This window comes from Alteromonas infernus, assembly GCF_902705815.1.
Window position 1 is genome coordinate 240,279 of sequence record NZ_CACSIG010000017.1, and the last position, 25,932, is coordinate 266,210.

General features: G+C 45.4%; 18 protein-coding genes and 1 other RNA gene. 9 read left to right on the forward strand and 10 right to left on the reverse strand.

All coding sequences use genetic code 11. The features are described 5' to 3' along the window. Positions 1 to 69: 69 nt before the first annotated feature. The 3 genes from ACX5J7_RS04900 to ACX5J7_RS04910 all read right to left on the reverse strand — a co-directional run bounded on the left by ACX5J7_RS04900 (position 70) and on the right by ACX5J7_RS04910 (position 3,326). Complete coding sequence (locus ACX5J7_RS04900) at positions 70 to 1,140, reverse strand: trypsin-like peptidase domain-containing protein (protein ID WP_012517353.1); 1,071 nt, start codon at positions 1,138 to 1,140, stop codon at positions 70 to 72. Between the two features lie 298 nt (positions 1,141 to 1,438). Then, positions 1,439 to 2,800 carry a DegQ family serine endoprotease gene (locus tag ACX5J7_RS04905; protein ID WP_015066282.1) on the reverse strand — a complete coding sequence of 454 codons (1,362 nt, stop codon included), beginning with the start codon at positions 2,798 to 2,800 and terminating at the stop codon, positions 1,439 to 1,441. An 88-nt stretch (positions 2,801 to 2,888) separates the two neighbouring features. Continuing rightward, the gene (locus tag ACX5J7_RS04910) at positions 2,889 to 3,326 is read right to left on the reverse strand and encodes a ZapG family protein (protein WP_012517355.1); all 438 of its coding nucleotides are present in this window, start codon (positions 3,324 to 3,326) and stop codon (positions 2,889 to 2,891) included. 255 nt (positions 3,327 to 3,581) lie between these two features. On the opposite strand from ACX5J7_RS04910, the gene zapE reads away from it, so the two are divergent. After that, positions 3,582 to 4,679, forward strand: a complete 1,098-nt coding sequence (gene zapE / locus ACX5J7_RS04915; protein ID WP_498706290.1) for a cell division protein ZapE — start codon at positions 3,582 to 3,584, stop codon at positions 4,677 to 4,679. 228 nt (positions 4,680 to 4,907) lie between these two features. After that, a complete protein-coding gene (locus ACX5J7_RS04920) occupies positions 4,908 to 5,630 on the forward strand; it encodes a YebC/PmpR family DNA-binding transcriptional regulator (RefSeq protein WP_012517357.1) in 723 nt (240 codons plus the stop codon). Between the two features lie 131 nt (positions 5,631 to 5,761). On the opposite strand, the gene ACX5J7_RS04925 is transcribed toward ACX5J7_RS04920, so the two are convergent. Beyond that, on the reverse strand, positions 5,762 to 6,193 hold the full coding sequence (locus ACX5J7_RS04925) for a group I truncated hemoglobin (protein ID WP_498706292.1): 432 nt from the start codon (positions 6,191 to 6,193) through the stop codon (positions 5,762 to 5,764). A 12-nt stretch (positions 6,194 to 6,205) separates the two neighbouring features. After that, on the reverse strand, positions 6,206 to 7,153 hold the full coding sequence (locus ACX5J7_RS04930) for a DUF3034 family protein (RefSeq protein ID WP_498706293.1): 948 nt from the start codon (positions 7,151 to 7,153) through the stop codon (positions 6,206 to 6,208). Positions 7,154 to 7,600: 447 nt separating this feature from the next. On the opposite strand from ACX5J7_RS04930, the gene ACX5J7_RS04935 reads away from it, so the two are divergent. The 4 genes from ACX5J7_RS04935 (at position 7,601) to rnpB (ending at position 12,652) form a co-directional block, all read left to right on the forward strand. Then, complete coding sequence (locus ACX5J7_RS04935) at positions 7,601 to 7,978, forward strand: hypothetical protein (protein WP_498706294.1); 378 nt, start codon at positions 7,601 to 7,603, stop codon at positions 7,976 to 7,978. Between the two features lie 84 nt (positions 7,979 to 8,062). Then, complete coding sequence (secD, locus tag ACX5J7_RS04940; protein WP_498706296.1) at positions 8,063 to 10,639, forward strand: protein translocase subunit SecD; 2,577 nt, start codon at positions 8,063 to 8,065, stop codon at positions 10,637 to 10,639. Positions 10,640 to 10,800: 161 nt separating this feature from the next. Further along, on the forward strand, positions 10,801 to 12,264 hold the full coding sequence (locus tag ACX5J7_RS04945) for a potassium/proton antiporter (RefSeq protein WP_498706297.1): 1,464 nt from the start codon (positions 10,801 to 10,803) through the stop codon (positions 12,262 to 12,264). 37 nt (positions 12,265 to 12,301) lie between these two features. Next, positions 12,302 to 12,652: RNase P RNA component class A (gene rnpB, locus ACX5J7_RS04950), an RNA gene on the forward strand. Positions 12,653 to 12,754: 102 nt separating this feature from the next. Here the strand turns inward: rnpB and ACX5J7_RS04955 are convergent. Next, the gene (locus ACX5J7_RS04955; protein WP_498706298.1) at positions 12,755 to 15,148 is read right to left on the reverse strand and encodes a TonB-dependent receptor; all 2,394 of its coding nucleotides are present in this window, start codon (positions 15,146 to 15,148) and stop codon (positions 12,755 to 12,757) included. A 387-nt stretch (positions 15,149 to 15,535) separates the two neighbouring features. On the opposite strand from ACX5J7_RS04955, the gene ACX5J7_RS04960 reads away from it, so the two are divergent. Further along, complete coding sequence (locus ACX5J7_RS04960) at positions 15,536 to 16,480, forward strand: DMT family transporter (RefSeq protein WP_462835131.1); 945 nt, start codon at positions 15,536 to 15,538, stop codon at positions 16,478 to 16,480. 266 nt (positions 16,481 to 16,746) lie between these two features. Here ACX5J7_RS04960 and ACX5J7_RS04965 read toward each other — a convergent pair whose 3' ends face one another. Together ACX5J7_RS04965 and ACX5J7_RS04970 are read right to left on the reverse strand one after the other, a co-directional pair. After that, positions 16,747 to 19,626, reverse strand: a complete 2,880-nt coding sequence (locus tag ACX5J7_RS04965; protein WP_015066292.1) for an ATP-binding protein — start codon at positions 19,624 to 19,626, stop codon at positions 16,747 to 16,749. Beyond that, positions 19,626 to 20,804 (reverse strand): ABC transporter substrate-binding protein, encoded by a 1,179-nt coding sequence (locus ACX5J7_RS04970; protein WP_015066293.1) that lies wholly within the window; start codon positions 20,802 to 20,804, stop codon positions 19,626 to 19,628. The genes ACX5J7_RS04965 and ACX5J7_RS04970 overlap by 1 nt, the downstream gene beginning before the upstream one ends. Before the next feature lie 321 nt (positions 20,805 to 21,125). Here ACX5J7_RS04970 and ACX5J7_RS04975 point away from each other — a divergent pair, with 321 nt between their 5' ends. After that, complete coding sequence (locus ACX5J7_RS04975; protein WP_015066294.1) at positions 21,126 to 21,629, forward strand: 3'-5' exonuclease; 504 nt, start codon at positions 21,126 to 21,128, stop codon at positions 21,627 to 21,629. A 38-nt stretch (positions 21,630 to 21,667) separates the two neighbouring features. On the opposite strand, the gene ACX5J7_RS04980 is transcribed toward ACX5J7_RS04975, so the two are convergent. Both ACX5J7_RS04980 and metK read right to left on the reverse strand, forming a co-directional pair. Next, positions 21,668 to 22,138 carry a hypothetical protein gene (locus tag ACX5J7_RS04980; RefSeq protein WP_012517369.1) on the reverse strand — a complete coding sequence of 157 codons (471 nt, stop codon included), beginning with the start codon at positions 22,136 to 22,138 and terminating at the stop codon, positions 21,668 to 21,670. A gap of 243 nt (positions 22,139 to 22,381) precedes the next feature. Further along, positions 22,382 to 23,527 (reverse strand): methionine adenosyltransferase, encoded by a 1,146-nt coding sequence (metK, locus tag ACX5J7_RS04985; RefSeq protein ID WP_012517370.1) that lies wholly within the window; start codon positions 23,525 to 23,527, stop codon positions 22,382 to 22,384. Between the two features lie 405 nt (positions 23,528 to 23,932). Between metK and tkt the strand changes: the two genes are divergently transcribed. Further along, positions 23,933 to 25,924 carry a transketolase gene (gene tkt / locus ACX5J7_RS04990; protein WP_015066295.1) on the forward strand — a complete coding sequence of 664 codons (1,992 nt, stop codon included), beginning with the start codon at positions 23,933 to 23,935 and terminating at the stop codon, positions 25,922 to 25,924. Positions 25,925 to 25,932: the final 8 nt, after the last annotated feature.

The following is a 25,932-nucleotide window of genomic DNA, read 5'->3' on the forward strand; positions in this document are numbered from 1 at the left end:
ACTCACAACTTATAAGAATGCTAAAAAGCGCCCGAATATCCCACGAGGCGCTTTTTTCGTGCCTTATTACTATTGTCCTGCGCGAAGCTCACCCACTGTAGCGGTAAGTGTTAACGAACGCCCATCGCGGCTCAATTCAATTTCAAGCTCTGTGCCAGGTTCTGTTTCAGCAATCATATCCAGCGTTTTCGATGCACTTTCTAAGCGTACGCCATCTATTGCCACTATAATGTCCCCTGGGCGTATACCCGCCACGTCAGCAGGGCTACCTTTCGCTACTGCCGACACATCAATGCCAGGGCGGTTGCGGTTCTCTCCACCCACAAAGCCTAGCTGGCCGCGTATAACTCTGCCGTTACTAATAATTTCATCCATTACGCGCTTGGCTAACTCGTAAGGTACCGCAAAGTTAATGCCGTCTACGTTGCGAACACGGTTATTTGAATCAAGTACCTGGAAGTTGGCGTTGGTAATGCCTAGCAAAATACCGTTACTGTCTACTAATGCACCGCCGGAATTTCCTTGGTTCAACACCGCATCGGTTTGGATAAAGTCTACGTAGTTTGAAAGCCCGTTACGACCAGCTCTACTTACAATACCTTGAGTAATGGTTTGGCCTAAATCAAACGGGTTACCAATTGCCATGACGACGTCGCCAACGTGGGTATCAGGTTCAGCGACTTGTGGAATAATATGTAGGTTATCAGCGGTAACTTTTAACACTGCGAGGTCGGTTAGTGGGTCGGTACCCACAATTTGCGCTTCTAGTATACGCCCGTCTTGCACTGCTACATAGATACTGTCGGCATCCGCTACTACGTGATGGCAGGTAAGCAAATAGCCGTTTTCTGTCATGATAACCCCGGAGCCCAGATTGGTGCGCCCACGGGATTGATTGCGAAATAGCCCCGAGCCATTTTCGATGCTAACACTGTAGATATTGACCACAGCAGGTGCTGAGCGGCTTAACGCTGAAAAGTAGCTTTCGCGACTAGCGCTAACGGATGACTCGTTAAAGAAGCCTTGTGCCAAACCTTTACCTTGACGAAGCTCAGGTAAAAAAATTAATAGCAAAGCAGCAACGGCAACACCGAGGATCACAGATTTTAGTAAGAAGTTTATTATTGAGCGGCCAGTCACAAGTCACACTTATCGTTGTCTGTCGCACTTACTCCATACGTACCGTTATTGGGGTACTACTTCACAAATTAAAAGCGCAACGTTCTTGAATTATCTTTATTAGTGTAAAGGATATCACTTTATTCACTAAACTACCGTAACGAAACGCAAATTTTGTGTAACTCAAAGAGTCTGGTTATTTCTGTAGAAAGGGGGTTTGCGAACCGTGTCAGTAAGCCTTGAATTGGTAAAGTAAAAATAAAAACGGCGCTTTAATAGCGCCGCTTGATCAATAAGTTAAACGATACCTAAATGAAAACTACTGCCTAATAACTAAGTATAAAGTAGAGTTTCCGCGTTTCACGTTAAGCGCGATAACGCCTTTAGCTTCATCAAGGGCATTTCTAAACTCGGCCACTGTAGACGTGCGCACTCGGTTAACACCAATAATAACGTCATCGGACTGTAGCCCAATTCTTGCCGCTGGCGCACCGCGTTCAATATCAGACACAACAACACCTGCATTACCTGCATCATCGGCTCCGTTAGAAAGGGTTGCACCTTCAAGGGCCGGGTGGATTTGCGCTGCCGTAACCGTAGTATCGGTAGCATCGTCAAGCACCACATCAACATTCATTTTCTTACCTTTACGCATTACGGTAAGTTCAACTTCAGCACCTGCTCCCATGCTTGCGATTTTCGCGCGTAGCTCTTGGAAACTGTGAAGTTGACGGCCATTGATGGCAGTAATGATGTCACCCGCTTGTAGGCCTGCTTTCTCTGCTGCTGATTCTGGCTGAACTTCGCTAACGAATGCGCCAATATTCACTTCGGCATTCATTGCTTCAGCTAGGCCAGCGTCAATATCGCTACCCAGAATACCGAGCAGACCACGACGCACTTCACCAAACTCAGCTATTTGGTCAACAAGACTCTTCATCATATTGGCAGGGATGGCAAAACCGATCCCTACGTTTCCGCCGTTAGGGCCAAAAATAGCGGTGTTGATACCAACCAATTCGCCGTGAAGGTTAACCAGTGCGCCACCTGAATTACCGCGGTTGATGGCGGCATCTGTTTGAATGAAATCTTCGTAACCGCCAATGTTAAGACCTGAACGGCCCAAGGCGCTTACAATGCCCGACGTTACGGTTTGAGAAAGACCGAATGGATTACCAATGGCGACTACAAAGTCACCTACGCGCAGGCCGTCAGAATCGGCAAGAGGGAGGGCTTTTAAATCATCGGGTTCGATTTTTAGAAGCGCAATGTCACTTTGTTCATCAGAACCCAGCTTTTTCGCTTTAAATTCGCGACCGTCGGTTAGCTTAACGGTAATTTCATCGGCGTTATCGACTACGTGGTTGTTGGTAACGACATAGCCCTTGTCGGCATCGATGATAACGCCAGAGCCAAGGCCTCTAAAGGGGCGCTCTTGAACTTGCTCTTGGGGAGCGCCGAAGAAGTAGCGAAACATTTCAGGTACGCGTTGACGTGAGGTCTGCGTACCCTCAACTGCAATACTGACTACCGCAGGGGTAGCTTCTTCGAGCATGGGCGCTAAAGACGGCACTTCATCTTTTGAATCAGAAAAAAACGGTAACGCCGCCTGCGTGCTAGCAGTAAAGCCCAGTGAACTTACAACAACGGCAGACGCCAATAGACAATGGCGGAAAGACATTTTCATGTTCGCTTACACTCCTTCATGTTATATGCGACATAGCATGGTTTCAGTAAAAGAGTCCGACGTCGTAATAAAGTTCCCGATGTTACTGTTTTTCTGCGTTATTCTGCTCAGAACCGCCGACGAACAACCCCGAACCTGAGTTTGCGAAGTCTTTCGGCTGGGTATCAGAAACACGATTAACTTTAGACTTATCTGACCCTTTCAGATTATTACGTAAATAGGTAGTAGCCTGTTCCCCGTAAAAAGGAACTTTGCTGTCTTCTTCATCACCGCCTTGTTCTAGCAGTGTTTCGTACTCTTCAATTTGTTGCTTTAGCGTTTCGCACTGGCTTTCAATGCTTTCTAAGCTTTGACGCGTTTGATGAATGTGATGCTGTGCCTGCTGTGCGAGGATCTCTTTCACTTGCTTCTCAGTTTGTGCAGCATTACCTGCGCCCTGCTTTTGTTGAAAAAAGCGACCTGCGAAAAAGCCAATAATTAAGCCAACAACTAACAAAGCAAGAGATACTAACAATTCCATTATATTCTCCGAATAAATCTACATCGTGCAGCCGACCTTTACTTCTACGATCTAAAAGCTGCTTTCGACCATATGCTGAATATAGCAAGGTCGAACCCGAAAAGCGCATACATAGTGACATTTATTCAGTGTATGTCGAATTTCAATGTGAGATTCTACCGTGATTTCCATTAAAATTAAGGTCATAATTGAGAAATTCAAGCAGGTCGGTGCAGCGTGCGCCGCTATTGACTTTTATACGGAGTGGTTTCGGCGATGACGCCATGGGAAAAATATCAGCTAGATCTTAAGTCGTCTGATTTTCATTACGACGCGGCACAAGAAAATGCAGTAAAAGAACTTCAACGTTTGTTTGATGAACTAACCCAGCCTGAAAAGAAAATGACGTGGCGGGTAAAGTTAAAAGCAGCATTTGGTAAAGGCCATGCAAAACCGGGCATACAAGGTATTTACTTTTATGGTGGTGTAGGGCGAGGCAAAACCTATTTGGTGGATACCTTCTACGACTGCTTACCGTTTGAAAAGAAAATGCGTGTGCATTTTCACCGCTTTATGTACCGCGTTCATGACGAGCTCAAACAGCTTAAAAACGCCCAAGACCCGCTGAAGCTAGTAGCTGAAAAATTAGCAAAAGAAGCGCGAGTGATATGCTTTGACGAGTTTTTCGTGTCAGACATTACCGATGCCATGATTTTAGGCACGCTAATGGAAGAGTTGTTTGGCCATGGTATCGTGCTGGTGGCAACGTCGAACATAGTACCCGATGACTTGTATAAAAACGGGCTACAACGTGCGCGATTCTTACCAGCAATTGACCTGCTCAACCAAAACACTCGGGTGGTGAACGTAGACAGCGGTATTGATTATCGTCTAAGAACCTTAGAACAAGCTGAAATTTATCATTACCCACTTGATGAAGAAGCCACCGAGAACCTGCATAGCTATTTTGCACAGCTAGCGCCAGAGGAAGGGTCGAAGGACGAAGATATTGAAGTAAATAACCGCAAAATTAGTACCCTGAGAAATGCTGACGGCGTGCTTATGATTGATTTTAATGCGCTATGCGGTGGGCCTCGAAGCCAAAGTGACTATATTGAACTAAGCCGTTGCTATCACTCGGTATTGCTCGCCAATGTAAAAGAGATGGGGCAACACAATGACGATGTAGCAAGACGCTTTATCGCCATGATAGATGAATTCTACGAACGCAATGTAAAACTGATAATATCCGCAGAAGTTGCACTTGAAAGCCTTTATACAGAGGGCTTGCTCAACTTTGAATTCAGGCGATGCTTGAGCCGATTAAAAGAAATGCAGTCCCACGATTACCTAGCCACAGAGCACTTGCCATAGACACAAGTGTGTGGGGTCAGAGTACATTTAGTACTGAATGAAAACGTAAAGGCAACATGCCAGCTTCCTTTCTAAGGGCATTCACATTGGTATTAAACGAAAATTAAGGTAGAATTTCGCACAATTTTTCTGTGTCGCTAGGCAAAACTCCAAGGCTTGCCATTGCGCGGCACGGTAGCCCGATAAAACCCAACGCAGCGTTCTAATTGCGAGAAAGAGAATTTTAAGATGGGAAGAGCATTCGAAGTACGTAAAGCCGCCATGGCGAAAACCGCTGGCGCAAAAACTAAGGTTTATTCTAAATACGGTAAAGAAATTTACGTGTGCGCGAAAAACGGTGGTGCCGACCCAGACACCAACCTTTCACTTCGCCGCCTTATGGAAAAAGCGAAAAAAGATCAGGTTCCAAGCCACGTTATCGAAAAAGCAATCGATAAAGCGGCAGGTGGTGCTGGTGAAGACTTCCAGCCTATGCGCTATGAAGGTTTCGGCCCGGGCAACTGCATGGTAATTGTTGACTGCTTATCTGACAACGCAAACCGCACTATCACCGAAGTACGTAACTGCTTTACAAAAACTAACGCCAAGTTAGGTGCGCAAGGCGCGGTATCGCACATGTTCGACCACCAAGCTGTGTTCCAGTTTGAAGGTGACGATGAAGACGCTATCTTAGAAGTGTTAATGGAAGCAGACGTAGACGTCACTGACGTTGAAGTTGAAGACGGTAAAGTAACGGTTTATGCACCGCATACTGAATTTTACCAAGTGAGAACTGCGCTAACTGAAGCGTACCCAGACCTTAGCTTTATCGCAGATGAGATAAGCTGGATGCCGCAAACTGAAACTGAAATCAGCGAAGAAGACATGCCTATGTTCGAAAAATTCATGGACATGCTTAACGATTGTGACGACGTACAAGACGTTTACCACAACGCGGTAACGCCTAGCTAAAAAGCGCACTATGTAGATGCTCAAAACCCTCGTTTATACGAGGGTTTTTTAATACACGTACGAAGAAAAAAGTGCTTTGCAACAATTAGGATTTTTCGGAAAAGCTTAATCTTGTGATAAGGGCTCATATCTTAGAGATAAACGGTTTCGTATTTAATAGGCGCCAACTTTTTAAGAATGCGATTTTCTTGTTGATAAGTCAGGCCCACATCGCGCATGGCGCCCTGCACGTATTCCACTAAAATATAGAACTCCCGCTCTTTGATATTTAGGTCTTTATGAGACTCTACCATGGTCTTACCGTCATACTCGCAAGGCCCCCCAATAAGCTCGCACGTTTGCAAAACAAGCTGGTCACGCAAATGCTTTTTGGGAACCCCTTTAAAATAGTGACCAATTACAGGGTCTGTATAAATTCGCGTAATAGCTACGCCGTATATAGTATTAAGCGTTTTATGGCCCCCAATTTCATCATAAAGGCTTTGTTCAGGAGAAGTCGCGCACGCGCTGATAAAAGCGCCTAGAATCGCGGATACTGTTAACCTAATGCAATGTTTGATCATTGTATTCCCCTATCAAAAGTTGCCGTTAACCGAAAGGTAAAAGCCACTGGAGCTTTCTTGTAACGGTAAGTTACCTAAATCGACGTAAGCTGCCGTAATTGAAATAGATTTATTGGGGAAGTAAGCAATAAAGGCATCAACAACCGTATCTTCTTCGGCCAGCCCACCAAGTCGGTTAGTCTGCGTTCTAAACTCTGTTCCTATTGCGGTAGTTGGGCTAATTAACAGGGCCAATGAGCCTTCCCATTCAAGCTTTGCATTGTCGTTTTCTTCGGTACCGAACCCCAACAGACCAAACACATTGGCTTTTGTGTATCGAGCGGTAAGATTGGTAAGTAAATTGTAGCCTGATGGTGTACCTAACCATAATTTAGTAGCCGAAACGTAAACATCAGTGCCGCTATCGTCTTTTGCGCCTAAAAGCAAAGGTACGCCGATCTCTGGAAGTGGAACGGTGCCATCTGGCAATGAAAGCGAACTGTCGAAATCTCTATTTTTCTTATACTGGGCACCTATCGCAACTTGTGGAACCCATGAGTTTTGCGTAAATACACCATCCCCAAATAATTTCACTTTCGCGCCCACGATATCTTGTTCGATAGTCGCACTGTTAGCGTTGGTCACCGCACCTTCTGTAAGTAACGCAAAAACATTGCTGGTTAACCCTGCAGAAATATCTAAACGCTGGCGCTGCACGCTAATCTCTACGCGGTCAAACAGACTTATGCCTGCACCAGCAGTAGTGAGCGAGTAATCGTTAAGGCTTAAGTATTGAACATTGGCAGAATAACTTATCTCTTCTTTACTGGTGTACCCACCAATGAACGCCCATGGGGTTATACCGCCACCCGCGGTGCCCTCGAACCCTGTAATTCCCCCTGAGGCTATTAAGCGAGAACCGCTTTGTGCAAATACTAGCGGCGAAATAAAAAATAGGGATAACAGCAAACGCTTTATCATAAGGTAAACCTAATTTATTCATGGAGTTATTTGAATTATCGTAATTCAGCATAGCGGTTAGCCCTCCCCTTGTGAAGTTAATCACAAAAAGGTTTTAATAACGCATTCCACGGTATTGGTTTAGAAAGATAATCCTCCGATGACGATAAAGCAGCTTTAAGAGGTTTTCCGTTTGTACTTAAACTTATTTTCAAATTTACTTTGAAACTGATTCATTTTTTATAGGGCTTATCAGTGAAAATCTGAATCTATACCATACGCACAACTTTTAGATTATTCCCATTTATGTATTGAGGAGTTAGTTGTGTCTCACCCAATTATTGAAGATTTAAATAAGCGTTATACGGTTAAGAAGTACGATGCAAACAAACGTTGAAAATAATCTGTCCGCCCCCATCTCACCTGCTTGTCTAAAATCGTATTTTTAGTAAAACCAGCCTAAATATCGTGCGCGCTTTTATAAAACGCTATTGCCCTTCTTCATTTACGCCGCTTCTCGCCGCGTGGGTATTGTCGTATCTAATTGTTAGTACGGGTTTTCAGACACCTGATGTAGCGAATAATGCTGAAGTTACGTCGCAATCTCCGCTGGCTAAGTTTGTTCACAGCACGCAAAACTACTCTCTTAGGTTTAGCGCCACTAAGCTGACCGGTGATAAAGGCGATAAGGCCTTTGACGCAGAGCCGCACGGCTTAATATCGGCATCGCCAAACTTTGCCTTTTACAAAGCTTCATCCACCAAGGTGCCATCAGCAGGGCCTTTCTTTAACCGTAAAACGTGGGTAAAAGCGAGCCCGCGAGGCCCACCTTCCATCCTGAGTTAACCCCTTTACATGCGCTAACGTGAAAGCAAAGCTCCTTTGTTTCTCGTTATAGCGCCTTAAAACTTAATTACTCAGGATTTTAAAATGGCACGATTTTCATTTCGTGGCTTTGTGTATGTGCTCATCGTTATGCTCGGTTTACTGAGCGCTGCGCCCAACATATTGCCACAATCAGTTAAACAACAGTTACCCACGTGGTATACCACTAGCACACTTTCTTTAGGCTTAGATTTACAGGGCGGCTCGCATCTGCTCTTAGCCGCAGACACCAACGCGCTGTTTGCGAAGCAACTCAACAGTTTTTCCAGCGATGTACTTAGCGAATTACGTAGCCAAAACGTACGCTATACCAGAACACCTCACTCGCTTTCTTCTAAGGCCAGTAGTGAAGATAGTGCTGGACGCGTTGTATTTACCTTGCGCAGTGCAGATGATGCTAGAAAGGTCAAAGACATTGCCTATCAAATTTCCGCGCAACCGAACGGAACAAGTGCACTTGATGTTGCGATAAAGCAAAACACCGTCACCCTTACGCTTAATGAGTTGTACACCGAAGAGTTGGTTAAAGACACATTAAACCGAAGTGTAGAGGTAGTTCGAAAGCGTTTGAACGAAACAGGACTTACTGAGCCAAGTGTTACCTTACAGGGTAAAGACGCGATTTTAGTCCAGATGCCGGGCATGTCTGATCCTACCCAAGTTAAAAAACTATTGGGCACTACAGCACAAATGACCTTTCATTGGGCTGCAAACAGCCAGTCTGAGCAAGTAATGAATAAACAGGATGTCGCAGGCAATACCTATCAATTAGAGCAAAAGGTGGCGCTAAAGGGTGAGCATATCACTGATGCGGCAGGTGTCTTAAGTAGCGAAACCGGTCAGCCCGTAGTGACCTTTCGTTTAGACAGTGCCGGTGCTAAGCAGTTTGCCACTATGACCCGTGACAATATTGGCCGCGTGCTAGCTATTGTTCTTGACGACAAAGTGGTAACCGCCCCGGTTATTAACAGCGTGATCCCAGGCGGACGAGGAGAAATTACCGGTAACTTTACGTTGCCCGAGGCAGGTAATACTGCATTAATGCTTCGCACCGGTGCGTTACCTGTGCCCCTTAATATTATAGAAGAACGTACGGTTGGGCCTGATTTAGGTAGCGATGCTATTCAAACCGGTGTAGAAAGCGGTATAGCAGGTGCGTTGCTAGTTTTAGCATTTATGGTAGCGATTTATGGCAGATGGGGGGCTATTGCAAGCTTTGCTCTGTGCATCAACATGGCATTGGTGTTTGGTGCGTTAACCTTATTTGGCGCAACACTCACATTACCTGGCATTGCAGGCTTGATTCTGACTATGGGCATGGCGGTAGATGCAAACATTTTAATTAATGAACGTATACGTGAGGAAAGTAAAAAAGGCCGCCCTGCAGCCAGTGCAATCGAAGTGGGCTTTGAAAAAGCATTCGCAACAATAGTAGATTCAAACTTCACTACGCTTATCGCAGTCAGCTTATTGTTTATGTTCGGTAGTGGGCCTATCAAAGGTTTTGCTATCACCATTGCCCTCGGTCTTGTGTCCTCTGTTTTTACTGCGGTTGCCTTAACTAAAGTGCTAATGCTAAAAGTGGTTAAGTCGAAGCACAGAAATACGCGAGACCGCACTCAGCAGCGCCTTTATTTGCGCTTCTCATCACCGCTACTGCGGTTGAGCGATAAGCTTAGCGGTATTGATTTTCTGGCTAAACGTAAAATCGCATTAGCTATTTCGGTATTGGTAACAGTGCTCTCAATCGGATTATTTGCCAAACCAGGTTTACATTATGGCGTCGATTTTACCGGTGGCACCATGATTGAGCTGACTGCGCCAGCGCTCTCGACTGACGAGTTACGAGATGTCATTGAAAGTAATGGTTTTGATCAGGTAGCCATTCAAGAGTATGGCAATGAGCATCACTATTTGTTGCGCGCACCTGTTCTCGACAGCAATGGCGAGCTTGAAAATAGCAATGCAAAGCAGACTGACGCGCTGAAACGTGCGATTTCACAGGCTGACGACACGGTAAGCTTTGATAAAATTGATATGGTTGGTCCCAAAGTTAGCGGAGGTTTCGCGGAGCTATCTATTCTTGCGCTGCTTATCGCCGGTGGTGGCATGTTGGTGTACCTGTGGGCGCGTTTTGAAGCGCATTTCGCGACAGCAGCATTACTTACTGTGTTACTCGATTTAACCAAAACCGTAGGCTTTTTCGCGTTAACCGGTATCGAGTTTAACTTAACCGCTGTCGCGGCGTTATTAGCGCTTATTGGTTATTCGATAAACGATAAAGTGGTGGTGCTTGATCGCATCCGTGAATTACTGCGTTTAGACCCAGCTAAACCTTTAGCGAACACTATCAATGAAGCGGTGAACAGCACATTAAGTCGAACGGTATTTACGTCAGTTACCACGCTATTAGCGCTGCTCCCAATGGCTATATTTGGTGGTGACGCAGTAGAAAGTTTTGCAGTGCCTATGGTCTTTGCTGTCGTAGTTGGCACGTCTTCAACTTTGTTTATTACCTCTACATTACTGTATCTATTGGGAAGTAGAAGAGAGAGGCAAGGAAAAGCACAGTTAAAGCCCACTGCAGAAGAAATTAAGGCGTCGTTGTCGCATATTCCTTAAGCGACACACGCTCTTTAATTCATCCCCGTACCGCGTTTTTGGTGCCTCAATACATTTGCGTAGAAACGCGGTAAGGTAACAGTATTAACAGGAACCTTTGATGTGTACCTACTTAGTTTGTGAGTATGTATATTGACATTAAAGGCAATAAGGAACGCATAATGTTTGCAGTTGATCACATTATTTTACTTAGCGCAGTGCTGGCCATTCTAGGCGTGCTGGCCAGTAAATTGTCTCCGCGCTTTGGTGTACCTGTTTTGGTGTTATTCCTTGGTGTAGGTATGCTGGCTGGTGAAGATGGGATTGGGCGTATCTTCTTTGATAATGCCGATGCTGCGCACGCTATAGGTACGTTCGCGCTTATTCTTATCCTTTTTGACGGCGGCCTGCAAACCTCAAAAAGATCGATTGTTCAGGCGTGGAAACCGGCTGCGCTACTGGCAACTTTTGGTGTTATCGGTACCGCTACATTAACCGGTCTGTCCGCTATGATTATACTCGATTTACCGTTATACAAAGGCTTGTTGCTGGGGGCTATTGTAGGCTCTACCGATGCCGCCGCCGTATTTTCAGTATTGCGAAATGCAGGTATTCGCATACCGACTAAAATAAAATCTACCCTAGAATTAGAAAGTGCCTCAAACGATCCCATGGCTATCTTTCTTACCATAGGTCTTATTACCCTCATTCAAGATAGCACCACCAACCCTCTGGATTTGGCCTCTTTATTTGCCAGTCAAATGGGGGTGGGTGCTTTCGTGGGTATTGCTATCGGCGGTATTGCCGTGTGGCTCTTTAGACGAGTTACACTCATGGCGATAGGGTTGTACCCGGTGTTTGTGATGCTGTTTGGTGTGTTATCTTTTGGCCTAGCTGCAAACCTAAACGGAAGTGGCTTCCTCGCCACGTTCATTACGGGTGTTATTGTGGGCAACAGCCGCTTTGCCTATCAGCGCAATACCTTTGTGTTTCTCGACGGGCTGGCCTGGCTAGGCCAAATTGCTATGTTTGTTATCTTAGGTCTGCTGGTTACCCCAACAGAGTTGTTTGTTAGTTGGAAAGACGGTTTATTGATTGCCTGTGTGCTGATATTTATAGCGCGCCCGCTGGTGGTAATGCCCATTTTGTTGCTTTCTAAGTTCTCGTTTAAAGCGTCTCTGCTTATTTCGTGGGTGGGGTTACGCGGCTCAGTGCCCATTATTTTGGCTATATTCCCGCTTATATTCGGCATGCCTTACGCCGAGCTTATATTCAACGTGGTATTTTTCATCGTGCTAATTTCGGCCTTGTTGCAAGGTTCTACGCTCCCCTATGCAGCGCGTAAGTTAGGCTTGGTATTAGATGATAACGTTAAAGCATCGAGTACCCTAGAAATTGTCAAAGTCGCCAAGAGCAAGCGGGAACTTATCGAAATTGAAGTATCAAAGCTTTCGCCAGCGCTTGATAAAACTATTAGTGAGTTAGCGTTACCCGATAATACGGTTGTGGCGATGATTGCCCGTGGAGAAGACACCCTTATCCCTAAAGGAAGCACGAAAATAGAGAGAGGCGATCAAATTTTTATCATCACAAAACTGCTCGATAAAAACGCCGTTGAGCAGTGCTTTTACAGCGAGCAGGAATAGGGTGCTATTGTAGTGCACTTCATGTAGAATGCGCCGCGGAGTTGGCCAGGCAATCGCCGCTTTCGTAAGAAAGGGGAGGAAAGTCCGGGCTCCAAAGGGCAGGGTGCCAGATAACGTCTGGGCGGCGTGAGCCGACGACAAGTGCAGCAGAGAGAAGACCGCCTAAGCATGTTTACATGCCGGTAAGGGTGAAAGGGTGCGGTAAGAGCGCACCGCACCTCTGGTAACAGAGTGTGGCAAGGTAAACTCCACCCGGAGCAAGACCAAATAGGATCCCTCAACGTGTGGCCCGCATGGGGATCGGGTAGGTTGCTTGAATCAGTGAGCGATTGCTGATCTAGAGGAATGGTTGCCCACGACAGAACCCGGCTTACGGCCAACTCCACTCTTTTCCAAGATAGCGTTTATTGACGCTTTTGTTATTTAGCTTTCAGGTGAACGCTTTACCTGAAGGCGCATACCTCCAGGCAAAGCGTTTATTCATCCGTAACTAGAAGAAATAACGGAAGGTTGCGCCTACAGTGCGAGGCTGGTTAGTGGTAAAGCCAAGGCGTGCACGACCACCACGTTCTCTATCAAACGACAACAGTGCGTTCTCGTCGAACAGGTTGTTAGCGTAGACTAAGATTTCGTAATCATCGTACGTTAAGCCAAAGCTCATATTCAGCGTGCCGTAGTCGTCTAACAACAAATCTAATTCCGTTGTTTCGCTACCTGTAGCTCCGCCAAAGGCAAGCCCTGATGTGAAAGTGCCCGCGCCCGCAACTTGGTCGCTTGGTTGGGTTATACGATCGCCCACATATTGATACGAACCTTGGAAATAGGTCGCATTTGATGAGAATAAAGGCTGCGCTAAATCGTAAGTAAACGCGATAGCGAAGCTTTCTTCAGGTACTGACGCTAAACGATTCCCTTTTTCTACACCACCAAGTACCGCACCGTCGCCATCAACCACCGTTGAGTCGAACTCAGCTTCGATGATGCTACCGGTTAACGAGAAGAATAGTTGCTCGGTAAACTGGCGGGTAAGTTCAAATTCAATACCTTGGGTGAGGGCTTCAGGTACGTTAAACGAGACCCGTGAAGAACAAGACCCCGCATCTAACGTAACTTGAAGATCTTCGATATCGTTATAGAAAGCCGAGATATTAGCCGTCCATCCACGACCTGATGATTTCATACCAATCTCATAGTTAGTAAGCTTTTCATCGTCATAGTCTTGGAATGAACCAAAGATGGCTTCATCTTGGTCGGTACACAAGCTGCGGTTTAGCGGGTCATTAACGCCGCCAAGTCTAAAGCCCTGTGACACCTGAGCATTAAAGTTCACGTTGTCGTTCAGGCTGTACTGGCCAATTACGCGAGACGTAAAGCCGTCTGATTCTGTTGCGTCGGTTTGGTTATCGCCGTTAGCAAACAAACCGCCAGAGATAAATTGTCGCTCTTCTTCGTAATCGTAAAAACGCGAGCCAACGGTCATTTTGAAGTCATCATTAACCTGATAATTTACTTCACCAAATACCGCCAGCTGTTTTAAGTCGTAAGGTAGGTAAGCGTTGTATGGCGAATCTGCTTCAAAGCCGTTTGCTACAGCCGCCGAAGTGCCTTCGCCTAACGTTGCATCAGTGAACGCGTCGTACCTAGGGGTTGGAAGTGATTGATCGTACACGCGCTCGGTAGACGAGTAAAATGCACCAACAAGCCAGTCTAGCGCACCATCATCGTTAGACGCAGCGCGAAGCTCAAAGGTGTCCTGTTCTACTTCTGTTCTATCCAATAAGTTCGATGGCAATAATACCGCTTCATCTGGAAAGCCTAGGTCGATACTAACCGAGCCTGATAGGGCGCTGGCGTCGCGACTAACCAGGATATCGCGGTCGGTGTAGCTGTAAACAAAGGTGAAATCGGCAATATCAGCTTGATATTCAGCGGTTACGTCAGCAATAAAGGTGTCATCGGAGAAGCCTTCATCGAGCAATAAATATTGCTCACGCTCATCAAATTCGACAGTGGGTCGTGAGGTGGTATAAGGGTTATCAAACAGGTTATACACTTCTTGACGGTTAAATCCATTCATTTCCAGTTCTTGGAAAATAAGTCGTGGAGTAATGGTTAATTTATCATTTGGCGCTATCACGAAGGCAACGCGACCGCCGGTTCTATCGCCGTCATTAACGTCTTCTTTAAACGCGCCATTTTCGCCATAAGCATCAATAAAACCCGCGTAGTCTGTGCGATACACTACAGCGCGCATAGCGATGGTATCTGAGATGGGTAGGTTAACCATACCTTTCACGTGTCCGCCTACGCCGCCATCGGTCACTGTATTTAAGTTTGCTTCAAATTTACCTTCAAAGGTGTCTAATTCAGGCTGGTTGGTAATGTATCGAAGGGTACCGCCAATAGAACCCGAGCCAAACAATGTGCCTTGTGGGCCGCGCAGCGTTTCAATACGGTTAAGATCAAAAAGATCGAGATCCGGCGTGAATAGAGATAGCGAGATCACGCTTTCATCTAGATACACACCTACCTGCTCTTTAACGCCGGGCTGATCGCGAACGATTTGCCCTGCCGATACACCACGCATAGACACTTGACTCTGACCCGGTCCAAGGTTTTGAATGGATACGCTTGCTACGTTTCTTGCTACATCTTCAAGATTTCCAGCACCACTGCGCTCGAAGTCACGCTGTGTTTGAGCGTTAATGGAAAACGGAATGTCTTCAATGGATTCTGCACGCTTCGTTGCTGTAACAATAATTTGCTCGAAGTCGTCATCGTCTGCTTGTTTTGTGTCCTGTGCTATTGCGCCAGAGCTAAGTAAACTCATTACCGCAATGCTTACTGTGCTTCGTCGAAACGACGAATTTTCTAGTTTAAACATAAGTCCATCCAGGTTGGTTGTTTCTATTTTGTTATTAGGCAAGGGCGTAATGTGGCAAAAAGCGGGGGATTTTCCATAGATACTAGAATAAATATTTCAACTTTAGTCGAATATCTTGATGTGTATTTTAATTGTAATAGTAATGTTAATCTTGGTGTTGGCTGGACGCAGTAGTGAACTTGCGTCTAAAAGGTCAAAAAAAGCGTCTATCAAGCTAAATACAATGGAAACAATCCACGTATGATCATGTTTAAGTAAGTTGTCACGCTAAATAAACTTGGCGTAGCGATGAATAGAACTTTGCACTAGCTTGGCTATTACACAGTTAGTAAGCAGGGCTATAAAGCAAGTGGTATCTATCAGGAATATCTGTCAGGAGCATCAGAAGTGAAGAAAGTTTCAAGCGTGGACGACGGGTTAAAGGGCATTATTGCTATCGTTATCGCCAGTTTTTTATGGGGAACAACCGGAACTGCGGCGCAATTCGCCCCCGAGATAAGCCCCCTCGCTATTGGTGCGTTTGCTATGGGAGTAGGGGGCATTTTGTTGTGTGTGAGTGCCCACAGGGCCTTGGTTCGCGATGCACATATTCTATTTTCTAGGCCTTGGGTGCTGGTGTTTGGAAGCGTATGCGTGGCTGTATATCCGCTTGCGTTTTATAGCGCGATGCGATTATCTGGCGTTGCAATAGGTACCGTAGTCTCAATTGCCAGTGCGCCGCTATTTGCTGCTGTTTTGGAACGCGTTATCAGCAAAAAGCCGGTATCTTTTAAGTGGGCTGTTAGCTTCGTGATAGGCGCCATCGGTATTGCACTATTAGCGGCAGGGAGGTCTACTGAAACCCTCGGGTTGTTAGAAGCACAGCGTCATCAAACATTAGGCGTTGTATTAGGCCTAGTTGCAGGTTTAACCTATGCAGGCTACTCGTGGGCTGCTAAGCAGTTAATTGAGACAGGCGCAAATTCGACTTCCTCAATGGCCGGGCTTTTCGGGTGCGCTGCATTAGTATTATTACCGTCGCTTTATTTTACCGGTCAGAATGTGTTTGAAAGTACTATCAACACGAGCGTTTCGCTATATATGGCTGTGGTGCCTATGTTTTTAGGGTACCTTCTTTTTGGGTATGGTCTGCGTACCACACAAGCAAGTAAGGCCACCCTTATTACCCTCATTGAGCCTCTTGTTGCAACGCTATTTGCCATATTTCTTATTGGCGAAGCGTTTAAGCCGGTAGGGTGGGTTGGCATGGGGCTAGTTTGCCTCTGTTTACTTATTCAAACCGTGAAACTTCCGGTCTTTTTACAACTTTCAAGTCGAAAGGCCATTACCTAAAGGTTTGTCATATTCTATTTTTAATCCCGCCCTATCCATAATAAGCGGCAGGTTTTCAACTAAAATGCCTGCTCGATTTTCGTTAATAGCATTTTCATAGGGGGGGAGCTGCCAGAAGTACCTATATTATAACGCAGTACTTCTTCCGCTAAGGCGAAATTGCAATACATCATGGCAGCCACGAACAAGCGCAATAAACAAATCTGTTTGAGGGAAGTTGGCACACTTGCAAAGGCATTTAACGGCCTAAATTTATTACCACGGCACTAATGTACGGCGTTCGCTTCTTGGTCTTTCTCAATACTTGCCCAACGTTCCACTTTGTCGGTAAGGTCTTCGGCGTCAAAAGGCTTACTTAAATAATCGTCCATCCCAGCGCTTACGCAGCGCTCTTTGTCACCTTTCATGGCATTAGCCGTAAGGGCTATGATGGGGACATTCAAATATCGAGAGCCGGCTTCGCCATTTCTAATGCGCTTGGTGGCTTCAAACCCATCCATTTCGGGCATTTGGCAATCCATCAAGATAACGTCGAAGGTAACCTTCATTTTGTTCAAAGCTTGCAGGGCCTCAACACCCGACTTTGCACTTAACGTGGTGTGATTGCTAAGGTGCTGCTTTGCAATTACCTGGTTAATATCATTGTCTTCTACAATGAGCACTTTACGCTTCTTGCCTTTCACGGTTTTCGACGCGTTGTTGTAATGTATCGGTTTTATCAGGCTTTCGTCGGCCTCTTCTAATTGAATAGTGAACGAAAAAATGCTGCCGTTACCTTTAACACTTTCAAGTTTGATGTCGCCGCCCATAAGCCCGCACAGCTGTTTACTTATAGAAAGGCCAAGGCCGGTTCCACCAAACTTGCGAGTAGTAGAAAGGTCTTCTTGCGTAAATACATCGAAGATAGTGCTCTGCTTATCTTGTGCTATTCCGATACCTGTATCTTTTACGCTGCATAATAGACGAAGGGTATTGTCGGGTTTTTTCTCAATACAGGTAGTTACCTCAATGTAGCCTGTATCGGTGAATTTGACGGCGTTACCAAGTAAGTTTGAAAGAATTTGTCTAAATCGAACATCATCACCTTGAACGACATGGTAGCCTTGTAAGTCAAAGTGGAAGTGTAGCTCTAGCCCTTTTTCTTGGCAGAGTATGGCGTACTGGCTTTGTAAATTTTCCAGAGACTCCAAGATATCAAACGGGCTCTCTTCTATTTGAAGCTGACCTGCTTCAATTTTAGAGAAATCCAAAATATCGTTTACGATGTGCAACAATCCCTGAATACTAAATTTAGCCAAAGACAAGTAATGTTTTTGTTCCCCGGTAAGTTCTGAACTCGCTAACAGTTGTAGTACGCCAGAAATGCCGTGGATAGGTGTACGGATTTCATGGCTCATACTTGCCAAAAAGCTAGACTTGAGGCGCGCAGACTCTTCCGCTTTCTCTCTTGCTTCCTGAAGGTATTGTTCAGTTTGACGCTGCTGGGTTACATCTTGCTGAAACCCGATGTAATGAGTTATTTCACCGTTAGTTTTAACGGGAGTCAGGTTTAGGCGATTAAAGAACTTGGTGCCGTCTTTTTTATAGTTCAATAATGTGGTTTCTATGGGCTCTCGGGTAGCGATAGCTTTGCGAATGCAGTCAATGGTCTTTTCATTGGTTTCCTCTCCCTGCATAGAACGGCAATTATGCCCGATGATTTCTTCGCGGGTGTAGCCAGTTAGCTCTTCAAATGCACTATTTACATAGATAATAGGCTGACCAACGCGTTTGATATCAGAAATGATAATGGATACGGTGGCTTCATCCATTGCGTGGGTAAGCACTTTTACGTGGCTTTCTAACGAACGCTGCTCGGTTTCATCACTACCTACAAAAATATCGCCGCGAATGTTGCCATTCGCATCAGCAAGAGAGGTTTTTGTCCAACGAACGAACCGCTCTTGTCCTGTGCTAACCGAAAAGTGTTTTAGCTCATTGCTTTGAGTCGATCCCAGCTTTTGCATGATAAATTTAAGGATACCTTGCTTTTCGCCATATTGGTCATCGCAAAAATCATCAAACCGTTTGTTCGAAAGCAAGACTTCTTGATTTTGATCGACAACAACTAACATGTCGCCCATTGACTCAAGAACATTAGAAAATTGTTCATTTGAAAGAGAGACTTCGGTGAGGTCCCAAATTAGCTTGTCAAACGCTTTACGAATGTCGGAAAGCTCTTGCGCTTCAAGCTGTTGGTCATCGCGCAAAGGCGCATTGCTATTGCTGTTAAGGCTGTTTTTGATATCTTCGTAAAGCTTAGAGAGCGTGCGTTCAGCTAATGTACCTGTCATGCTAACCATGTGCAAAATAATAAATATGAAGCCTGCAATCATGGCTAACAAAACAATGCCGGTCCACGCCATTTCCCGGTACGCTGTTATTGTGGGCTTAACGCTGTATAGCGTTAGATTTTTCCAGTTTGCCCGCGTTATAGCGTACCCGCTATTGTTGAAATTAGAAAAATTTGAGCCGGGTGCAATAAGGGTTGGTTCGCTGCTAAACAGCACGTGGCCAGTTGAATCTGTGACAAGCTGATTTGTTAAACGAGGGTAAGGCGCTAATAATGATTGTAAGCTATCAACGTACATGACCAGTGCACCTTCGGCAACCCCTTTAAGAAGCACTGGAACACTAATAAGTACACCATACTGTGATACAGAAGAGAACGTATTCGATGAGCCTAACGTCTGTTGTCGCCATGCACTGCTTAGCGATTCAGGAATAGTTGCATTCCAGTTTTTATCGATAACTCGGTTTCCCGCAAAATCAAATAGTGCAAACTCTACGCTTTTCGCCTGCGTTAAATTTAACGAGCGAAAGAACATTGGCAGATAACTATCACGGCGCTCTATATCGACAAGCGCGTTGATAATGATGTCGTTTGCAGCAAGGTCAGCAAGTTGTCGAGTGGTATCACTAACAATGTAGTTAATGTCCTGCTCTAATCCACTTATCGACTGACGCTGAAGTTCATCTGCTTGCTTAATGATAAAGTGAAAAGAAAGCCCAAATAGCATTACAGACAGCACTGCTATTAACAATGCTAGTCGAGGTATCATGCTTGAAAGTAGTAAAGAGCGTAACCTTGTTGGCTTGTGTTGCATTATTTTTGGCCTATTGTTACCAAGTGGCCTTTATCATTATACTTCGTCATAAAATAATCCTTTGACCAAAGTGCATCATGCCTTTCTTTTGTAAATGGGGCGTCATAGTGTTTAACGGCGCCTGAAACGTTCTGCAAAGATTCAAGGGCACTGCGCAATTTATCAATTTCTATACTACCAGCTTTATCGGCAGCCGCAGCGATCAAATGAATTAAATCATAAGCATGAGCTAGCCCTGTAACACCGCCAATAGCCTGACTATCTACTAAGCCATATTTATTGTAGTAGGCTTCTAACAGTTGTTTCGATTGGCTATTTTTTTGATGGCTGAAGTGAAAAGTTTGGAGCACAGAGATATTATACATGCCAATCGGGTTAGCTAGCGCTGACGCAAATTGACCAGAGGCGATACCCCAATGTGAAATTATGGGGAGTTTGGTTAACTCTTGCTTTGCTATTTCATCAAGAACCACAACCCCTTCAGGAACATTCGTCACTAAAATTATGCCCTCAGCCTTGTTGTTTCTAATGGCAGAAATATCTTCAGAAAAATCCTTTTGTTGCCAGTTAATCCAGTGGGTTGACGTGAACGCAATGCCTTTTTCACTTGCGGCTTTGGTGAGCGACGCGAGATTAGAACGACCCCAGCCAGTGCGCTCTAAGACAAGGGCTACGTTAGAGAGGCCAATGTTTTTAACATAGTCAATGAGCACCCTTGCGGCTTCTGCATCGCGAACCGATACGCGAAATACATTGTTGGGTGTTTTATCATTATCGACAATAGGTGTGCCCGCCGCCCATGGTACTAGCATTAATATGTTTTTTTCGTGTATGACTTCTATTTCAGCAAGAACAACAGGTGTGTGAACACCCCCTACCACGGCAAGTAAGTGTGGCATTTCAGAAAATTGGTTAATATTAAATACACCACGCGCAGGGTTACCTCGGTGATCTTTAGAAATTACCTTTAGTTTACGACCAAGAATTCCACCTGCTGCATTAATTTCATCAACGGCTAATTCAACGCCTCGTGATATAGCTACGCCCCCTTCAATGGCTACGGCAGACAAGTCCGCATCAATGCCTATAATCAAAGGCTCGGTGGTGCTATTGGCTCGAGGCGTTATGAAAAGCAACAGAGCGCTTATGAGAACTGATATGAAAAGCTTTACACGCATGAATAAGATACCTAAGGGTTCACTATAAAAGTGTATAGCAATGCGTGAACATTTTTCTCTTTAACGCATTATTCTTTAGTATAACTTAGGGGAGGTTATCTACAGTTTTAAATAGTGCGCATTCAGTATTACGCTCAGTGACAGGAAGCAATGTGGCATGATTCTACTATTAGTCGTACAGGAATAATGTTGGCTGTATATTTAGCGTACAGGTGTTGGTAGGCGTTCAGCAGTTTCAATGCCCTAAAGTGTTTAAGGCCAACGTATTGAATATTGTTTGACTGTGTTGCAAGCAAGGATAAATAGCGGTTTGGAGTATGAGTGCGAAATATAAGCCTGCCTACAATAATAGATGTTGAAGCAAGTGGATTTGGGGCTGCGAGTTACCCTATTGAAATAGGCATCGTGCGCTATGATGGTGCAAAGTGGTGTAAATTGCTAAGGCCCTTTGCTTCTTGGGTCCATTGGGACAAAAGCGCTGAATCGCTCCACGGTATTTCGCAACAGATGCTGGAATCGAGAGGCGAGGAGCCTTATACCGTGTGTATGGAGCTAAATAATTTCTTAGGTAATACCATTGCTTACAGCGATGGGTGGGTAGTAGATAACCCGTGGCTCATTAAGCTATATGCTGCTGCTCAAGTAGAAATGTCTTTCACGTGTCGAGCGTTAGAGTATATTTTGACTGAAGCGCAAATGGATAAGTGGCATGAAGTAAAGGATCGCCTGAGCGCAAACGTTGATGTTAAACGCCACAGAGCCAGCTCAGATGCAATGATTATTCAGCAAACCTACGCGAAAACCCTTGAACTCACTAAAACCTAGGTTTTGCTTTTAAGCGAGCAGCTGTCACAAGTTACTTTTTAAAACAGGTAGTTTACGCCAAGCGATAACGCCATGTTTTCTTCTTCCCCTACCATCCTATGTTCAATTTCAACAGCCATGTTTAAACCCTCACGTCCACCAAGTAACCAACCTAAGCGGGTAAAGGTTCCCTCGTCGTGTGGCAAGTATAGCCACTCTGCATAATGTTGAAACGCCGTATTATTGGTTTTGTACGTCGCATAAACCTTTTGCGGAACCCAAGTATCAAAACGCCGACTGGCACTTATCATCCCTTGTGAACCTGCAGGGTAAGCAAAACTGCTGTCGTAATGATGGGTTTCGGTAATTGACTGTACGCGATACATGCTATTTAGCTGCCATCGAGCCAGTTTTTTGCTTTTAAATTGAATAGGGCTGAAATGCGTGTCATTTGTCCCTGCAAAAGCCTGTGTTGTCATCATGGCTGCAGTAATACAGAGAGCGAGAAAAATACTGGTAACTACATTCATGGATGAGCCCAAGTGTTGCCACTGCTTGTATAGCGTTTAGATTACAAGGGGTGAGTAGCAAATAACGAAGCGAACATTATTTAATCATAGCGTTAAATAATAAATGTTGAAAATAGAATCGTTAACTTTTTCTCCTCGCACGCTAGCATTGTCTCGAAGAAAAACAAAAACGCCGCTCGGTACGACGATAATGAAAACGTCAACCGAGCGGCGTCTTGCACTATGTGCTTATTGCCTACTGAATTAAAGTGAGGCTTTTAGCGCTTGCGCTTTGTCTGTTGCTTCCCATGGGAACTCGTCACGACCAAAGTGACCATATGCGGCCGTTGGGCGATAAATAGGACGCTCAAGGTCAAGCATTTGAATAAGGCCGTAAGGGCGTAGGTCGAAGTGTTCACGCACAAGCGCTACTAACGTTTTCTCATCAACAACGCCCGTTCCAAAGGTATCAATGCTAATAGACGTAGGCTCTGCAACACCAATGGCGTAAGACACTTGAATTTCACAACGCTTTGCAAGACCTGCCGCAACAATGTTCTTGGCAACATAACGGCCTGCGTAGGCTGCGCTGCGGTCTACCTTAGATGGATCTTTACCAGAGAACGCACCACCGCCGTGACGAGCCATACCACCATATGTGTCTACAATGATTTTACGACCTGTTAAGCCGCAGTCGCCCATTGGACCACCAATAACAAATCGGCCCGTGGGGTTAATGTGAAAACGTGTATTGCCATCAATCCATTCACTTGGTAGCACTGGCTTAATGATTTCTTCCATTACCGCTTCGCGAACCGTTTCAGTGCTTACTGAATCGCAGTGCTGCGTTGAAAGTACAACAGCGTCAATACCCACAGGCTTGTCGTTTTCGTACTTGAAGGTAATTTGGCTTTTTGCGTCCGGGCGTAACCAGTCTAGCTTACCAGACTTGCGTACTTCGGCTTGCTTTTGCACAAGACGGTGAGAGTACGTAATAGGTGCCGGCATCAAAACGTCTGTTTCATCGCTGGCGTAACCAAACATTAAGCCTTGGTCACCTGCACCTTGCTCTTCAAGGCTTGCTCTATCAACACCTTGATTGATGTCAGGAGACTGTTTACCAATGGCATTTAATACCGCACATGAGTCAGCATCAAAGCCCATATCTGAATGGGTATAGCCGATTTCTTTTACGGTGTTGCGGGTAAGCTCTTCAATGTCTACCCACGCTGAAGTGGTTACTTCACCACCTACTAAAACCATACCGGTTTTTACATACGTTTCGCAGGCCACCCGAGCGCGAGGATCTTGTTCTAAAATAGCGTCAAGAACCGCATCTGAGATCTGATCAGCAATTTTGTCCGGATGTCCTTCAGACACTGACTCGGATGTGAATAAATGCGTGGCCATAAATGCTCCGTAAGCGTTAAATTATCAAAATAGTCGTATATTGTACTAAAACAAGTTATAAATACCAGTCTTTACTTCTAGACGTCTAAAAGTCTCTTTGTTACGAAATGTTGACATGACCCGATCAGTATTAGGGTTATTTCTATACAATAAAAAGACTTAGGCAAAGATAAGAGGGTTTTCATTACCGAGCTAATACGCATTGGTGAGCGTATAGACCATTTTTTACTATTACTTTCACTATTGGCAATGAAAACCCATTGAACTGTTAGGTGGCATAGGTAAGAATAATGCCACATTCATTCGTATAAAGAAGTGGAGCGAACGCCTTACCTCTACGCTCGTCTAGCTTGCCTAGCCCGCTAAGATACGAAACAAAAGATACAAAATAAATCAGGAGACAACATGCCCTCTCGTCGTGAACTCGCCAATGCTATCCGTGCACTAAGCATGGATGCTGTTCAACAAGCTAAATCAGGTCACCCAGGCGCCCCAATGGGGATGGCTGACATCGCGCAGGTACTATGGGGTGATTTCTTATCACACAATCCTGCTAACCCGTCTTGGGCTAACCGCGATCGCTTTGTGCTTTCAAATGGTCACGGCTCGATGCTGTTGTATTCTTTGCTTCACCTTTCAGGCTACGAACTGCCTATTGAAGAGTTAAAGAACTTCCGTCAGCTTCACTCTAAAACCCCAGGCCACCCAGAGTATGGCTATGCGCCAGGTGTTGAAACTACTACTGGCCCGCTAGGTCAGGGTATTAGCAATGCAGTGGGTATGGCGCTTGCTGAAAAAGTGCTAGCAGCACAATTCAACAAAGACGGTCACACTATTGTTGATCATCACACCTATGCATTCTTAGGCGACGGCTGCTTGATGGAAGGTATCTCTCATGAGACGTGTTCACTAGCCGGTACGCTTGGTCTTGGTAAGCTCATCGCATTTTGGGACGACAACGGCATTTCAATTGACGGTGAAGTAGAAGGTTGGTTCACCGACGACACACCAGCGCGCTTCAAGAGCTACGGCTGGGAAGTGATTGAAGGTGTTGACGGTCACGATGCTGAGCAAGTGAAAGCCGCAATCGAAAAAGCGCAAGCGAATACAACGCAACCAACGCTAATTTGCTGTAAAACCACCATTGGATTTGGTTCGCCTAATAAAGAAGGTACTGAGTCTTGCCACGGTGCACCGCTTGGCGATGATGAAATTGTTGCTACGCGTGAGAAGCTTGGTTGGAGCCACGGCGCATTTGAAATTCCAGACGATATCTACGCGGGCTGGGATGGTAAAGACAAAGGCTCAAAAGCGGAAAGCGCGTGGAACGATGCTTTCGCAGCATACGAAGCCGCTTATCCAGAGCTTGCAGCAGAATTCAAACGCCGTGTAAATGGCGAACTGCCAGCAGATTTCAGCGACAAAGCAGACGCTATCATCGCTGAACTTCAAGCTAACCCACAAAACATTGCTTCGCGTAAAGCGTCGCAAAATGCGCTAAACGCATTTGGTCCGCTGCTACCTGAGCTATTAGGTGGCTCTGCCGACCTTGCAGGTTCTAACCTGACTATTTGGGAAGGCAGTAAAGGTGTTGAAGCGAACGATGCATCAGGTAACTACATATACTACGGTGTGCGTGAGTTTGGTATGTCTGCCATGATGAACGGTATTACCCTTCACGGTGGCTTTAAAGCTTACGGCGCAACCTTCCTAATGTTTATGGAATATGCACGTAATGCGGTACGCATGGCGGCGCTTATGAAGCAGCCTGCTATTTTCGTTTATACCCACGACTCGATTGGTCTGGGTGAAGACGGCCCAACTCACCAGCCGGTGGAGCAGGTGGTTGCGCTACGTGCAACGCCTAACCTTGATAACTGGCGCCCTTGTGATCAGGTTGAGTCTGCTGTGTCGTGGAAGTCTGCCATTGAGCGCACTGACGGCCCAACAACACTAATCTTCACACGTCAAGGCTTAGCGCAGCAAGAAAGAACGGCTCAACAAGTGGCTGATATCGCGAAAGGCGGTTACGTACTTAAAGACTGTGAAGGTACGCCAGAGCTTATTCTTATCGGTACTGGTTCTGAGGTTCAGCTAGCCGTTGAAGCCGCAGCCAAACTAACCGAGCAAGGCAAAGCCGTTCGCGTAGTATCTATGCCATCTACTGATGTTTTTGATCGTCAGTCGGCTGACTACCGAGAAAGCGTACTGCCGTCTAGTGTTGTAAAACGCGTAGCGGTTGAAGCCTTGTCTAAAGACAGCTGGTACAAGTACGTTGGCTTTAACGGCGCTATCGTAGGTATGGACACCTTTGGTGAGTCTGCACCTGCAGGCGACCTATTTAAGCACTTCAACATTACCACTGACGCTGTAGTAGAGGCTGCACTGTCTCTGTAAGAGGTAAT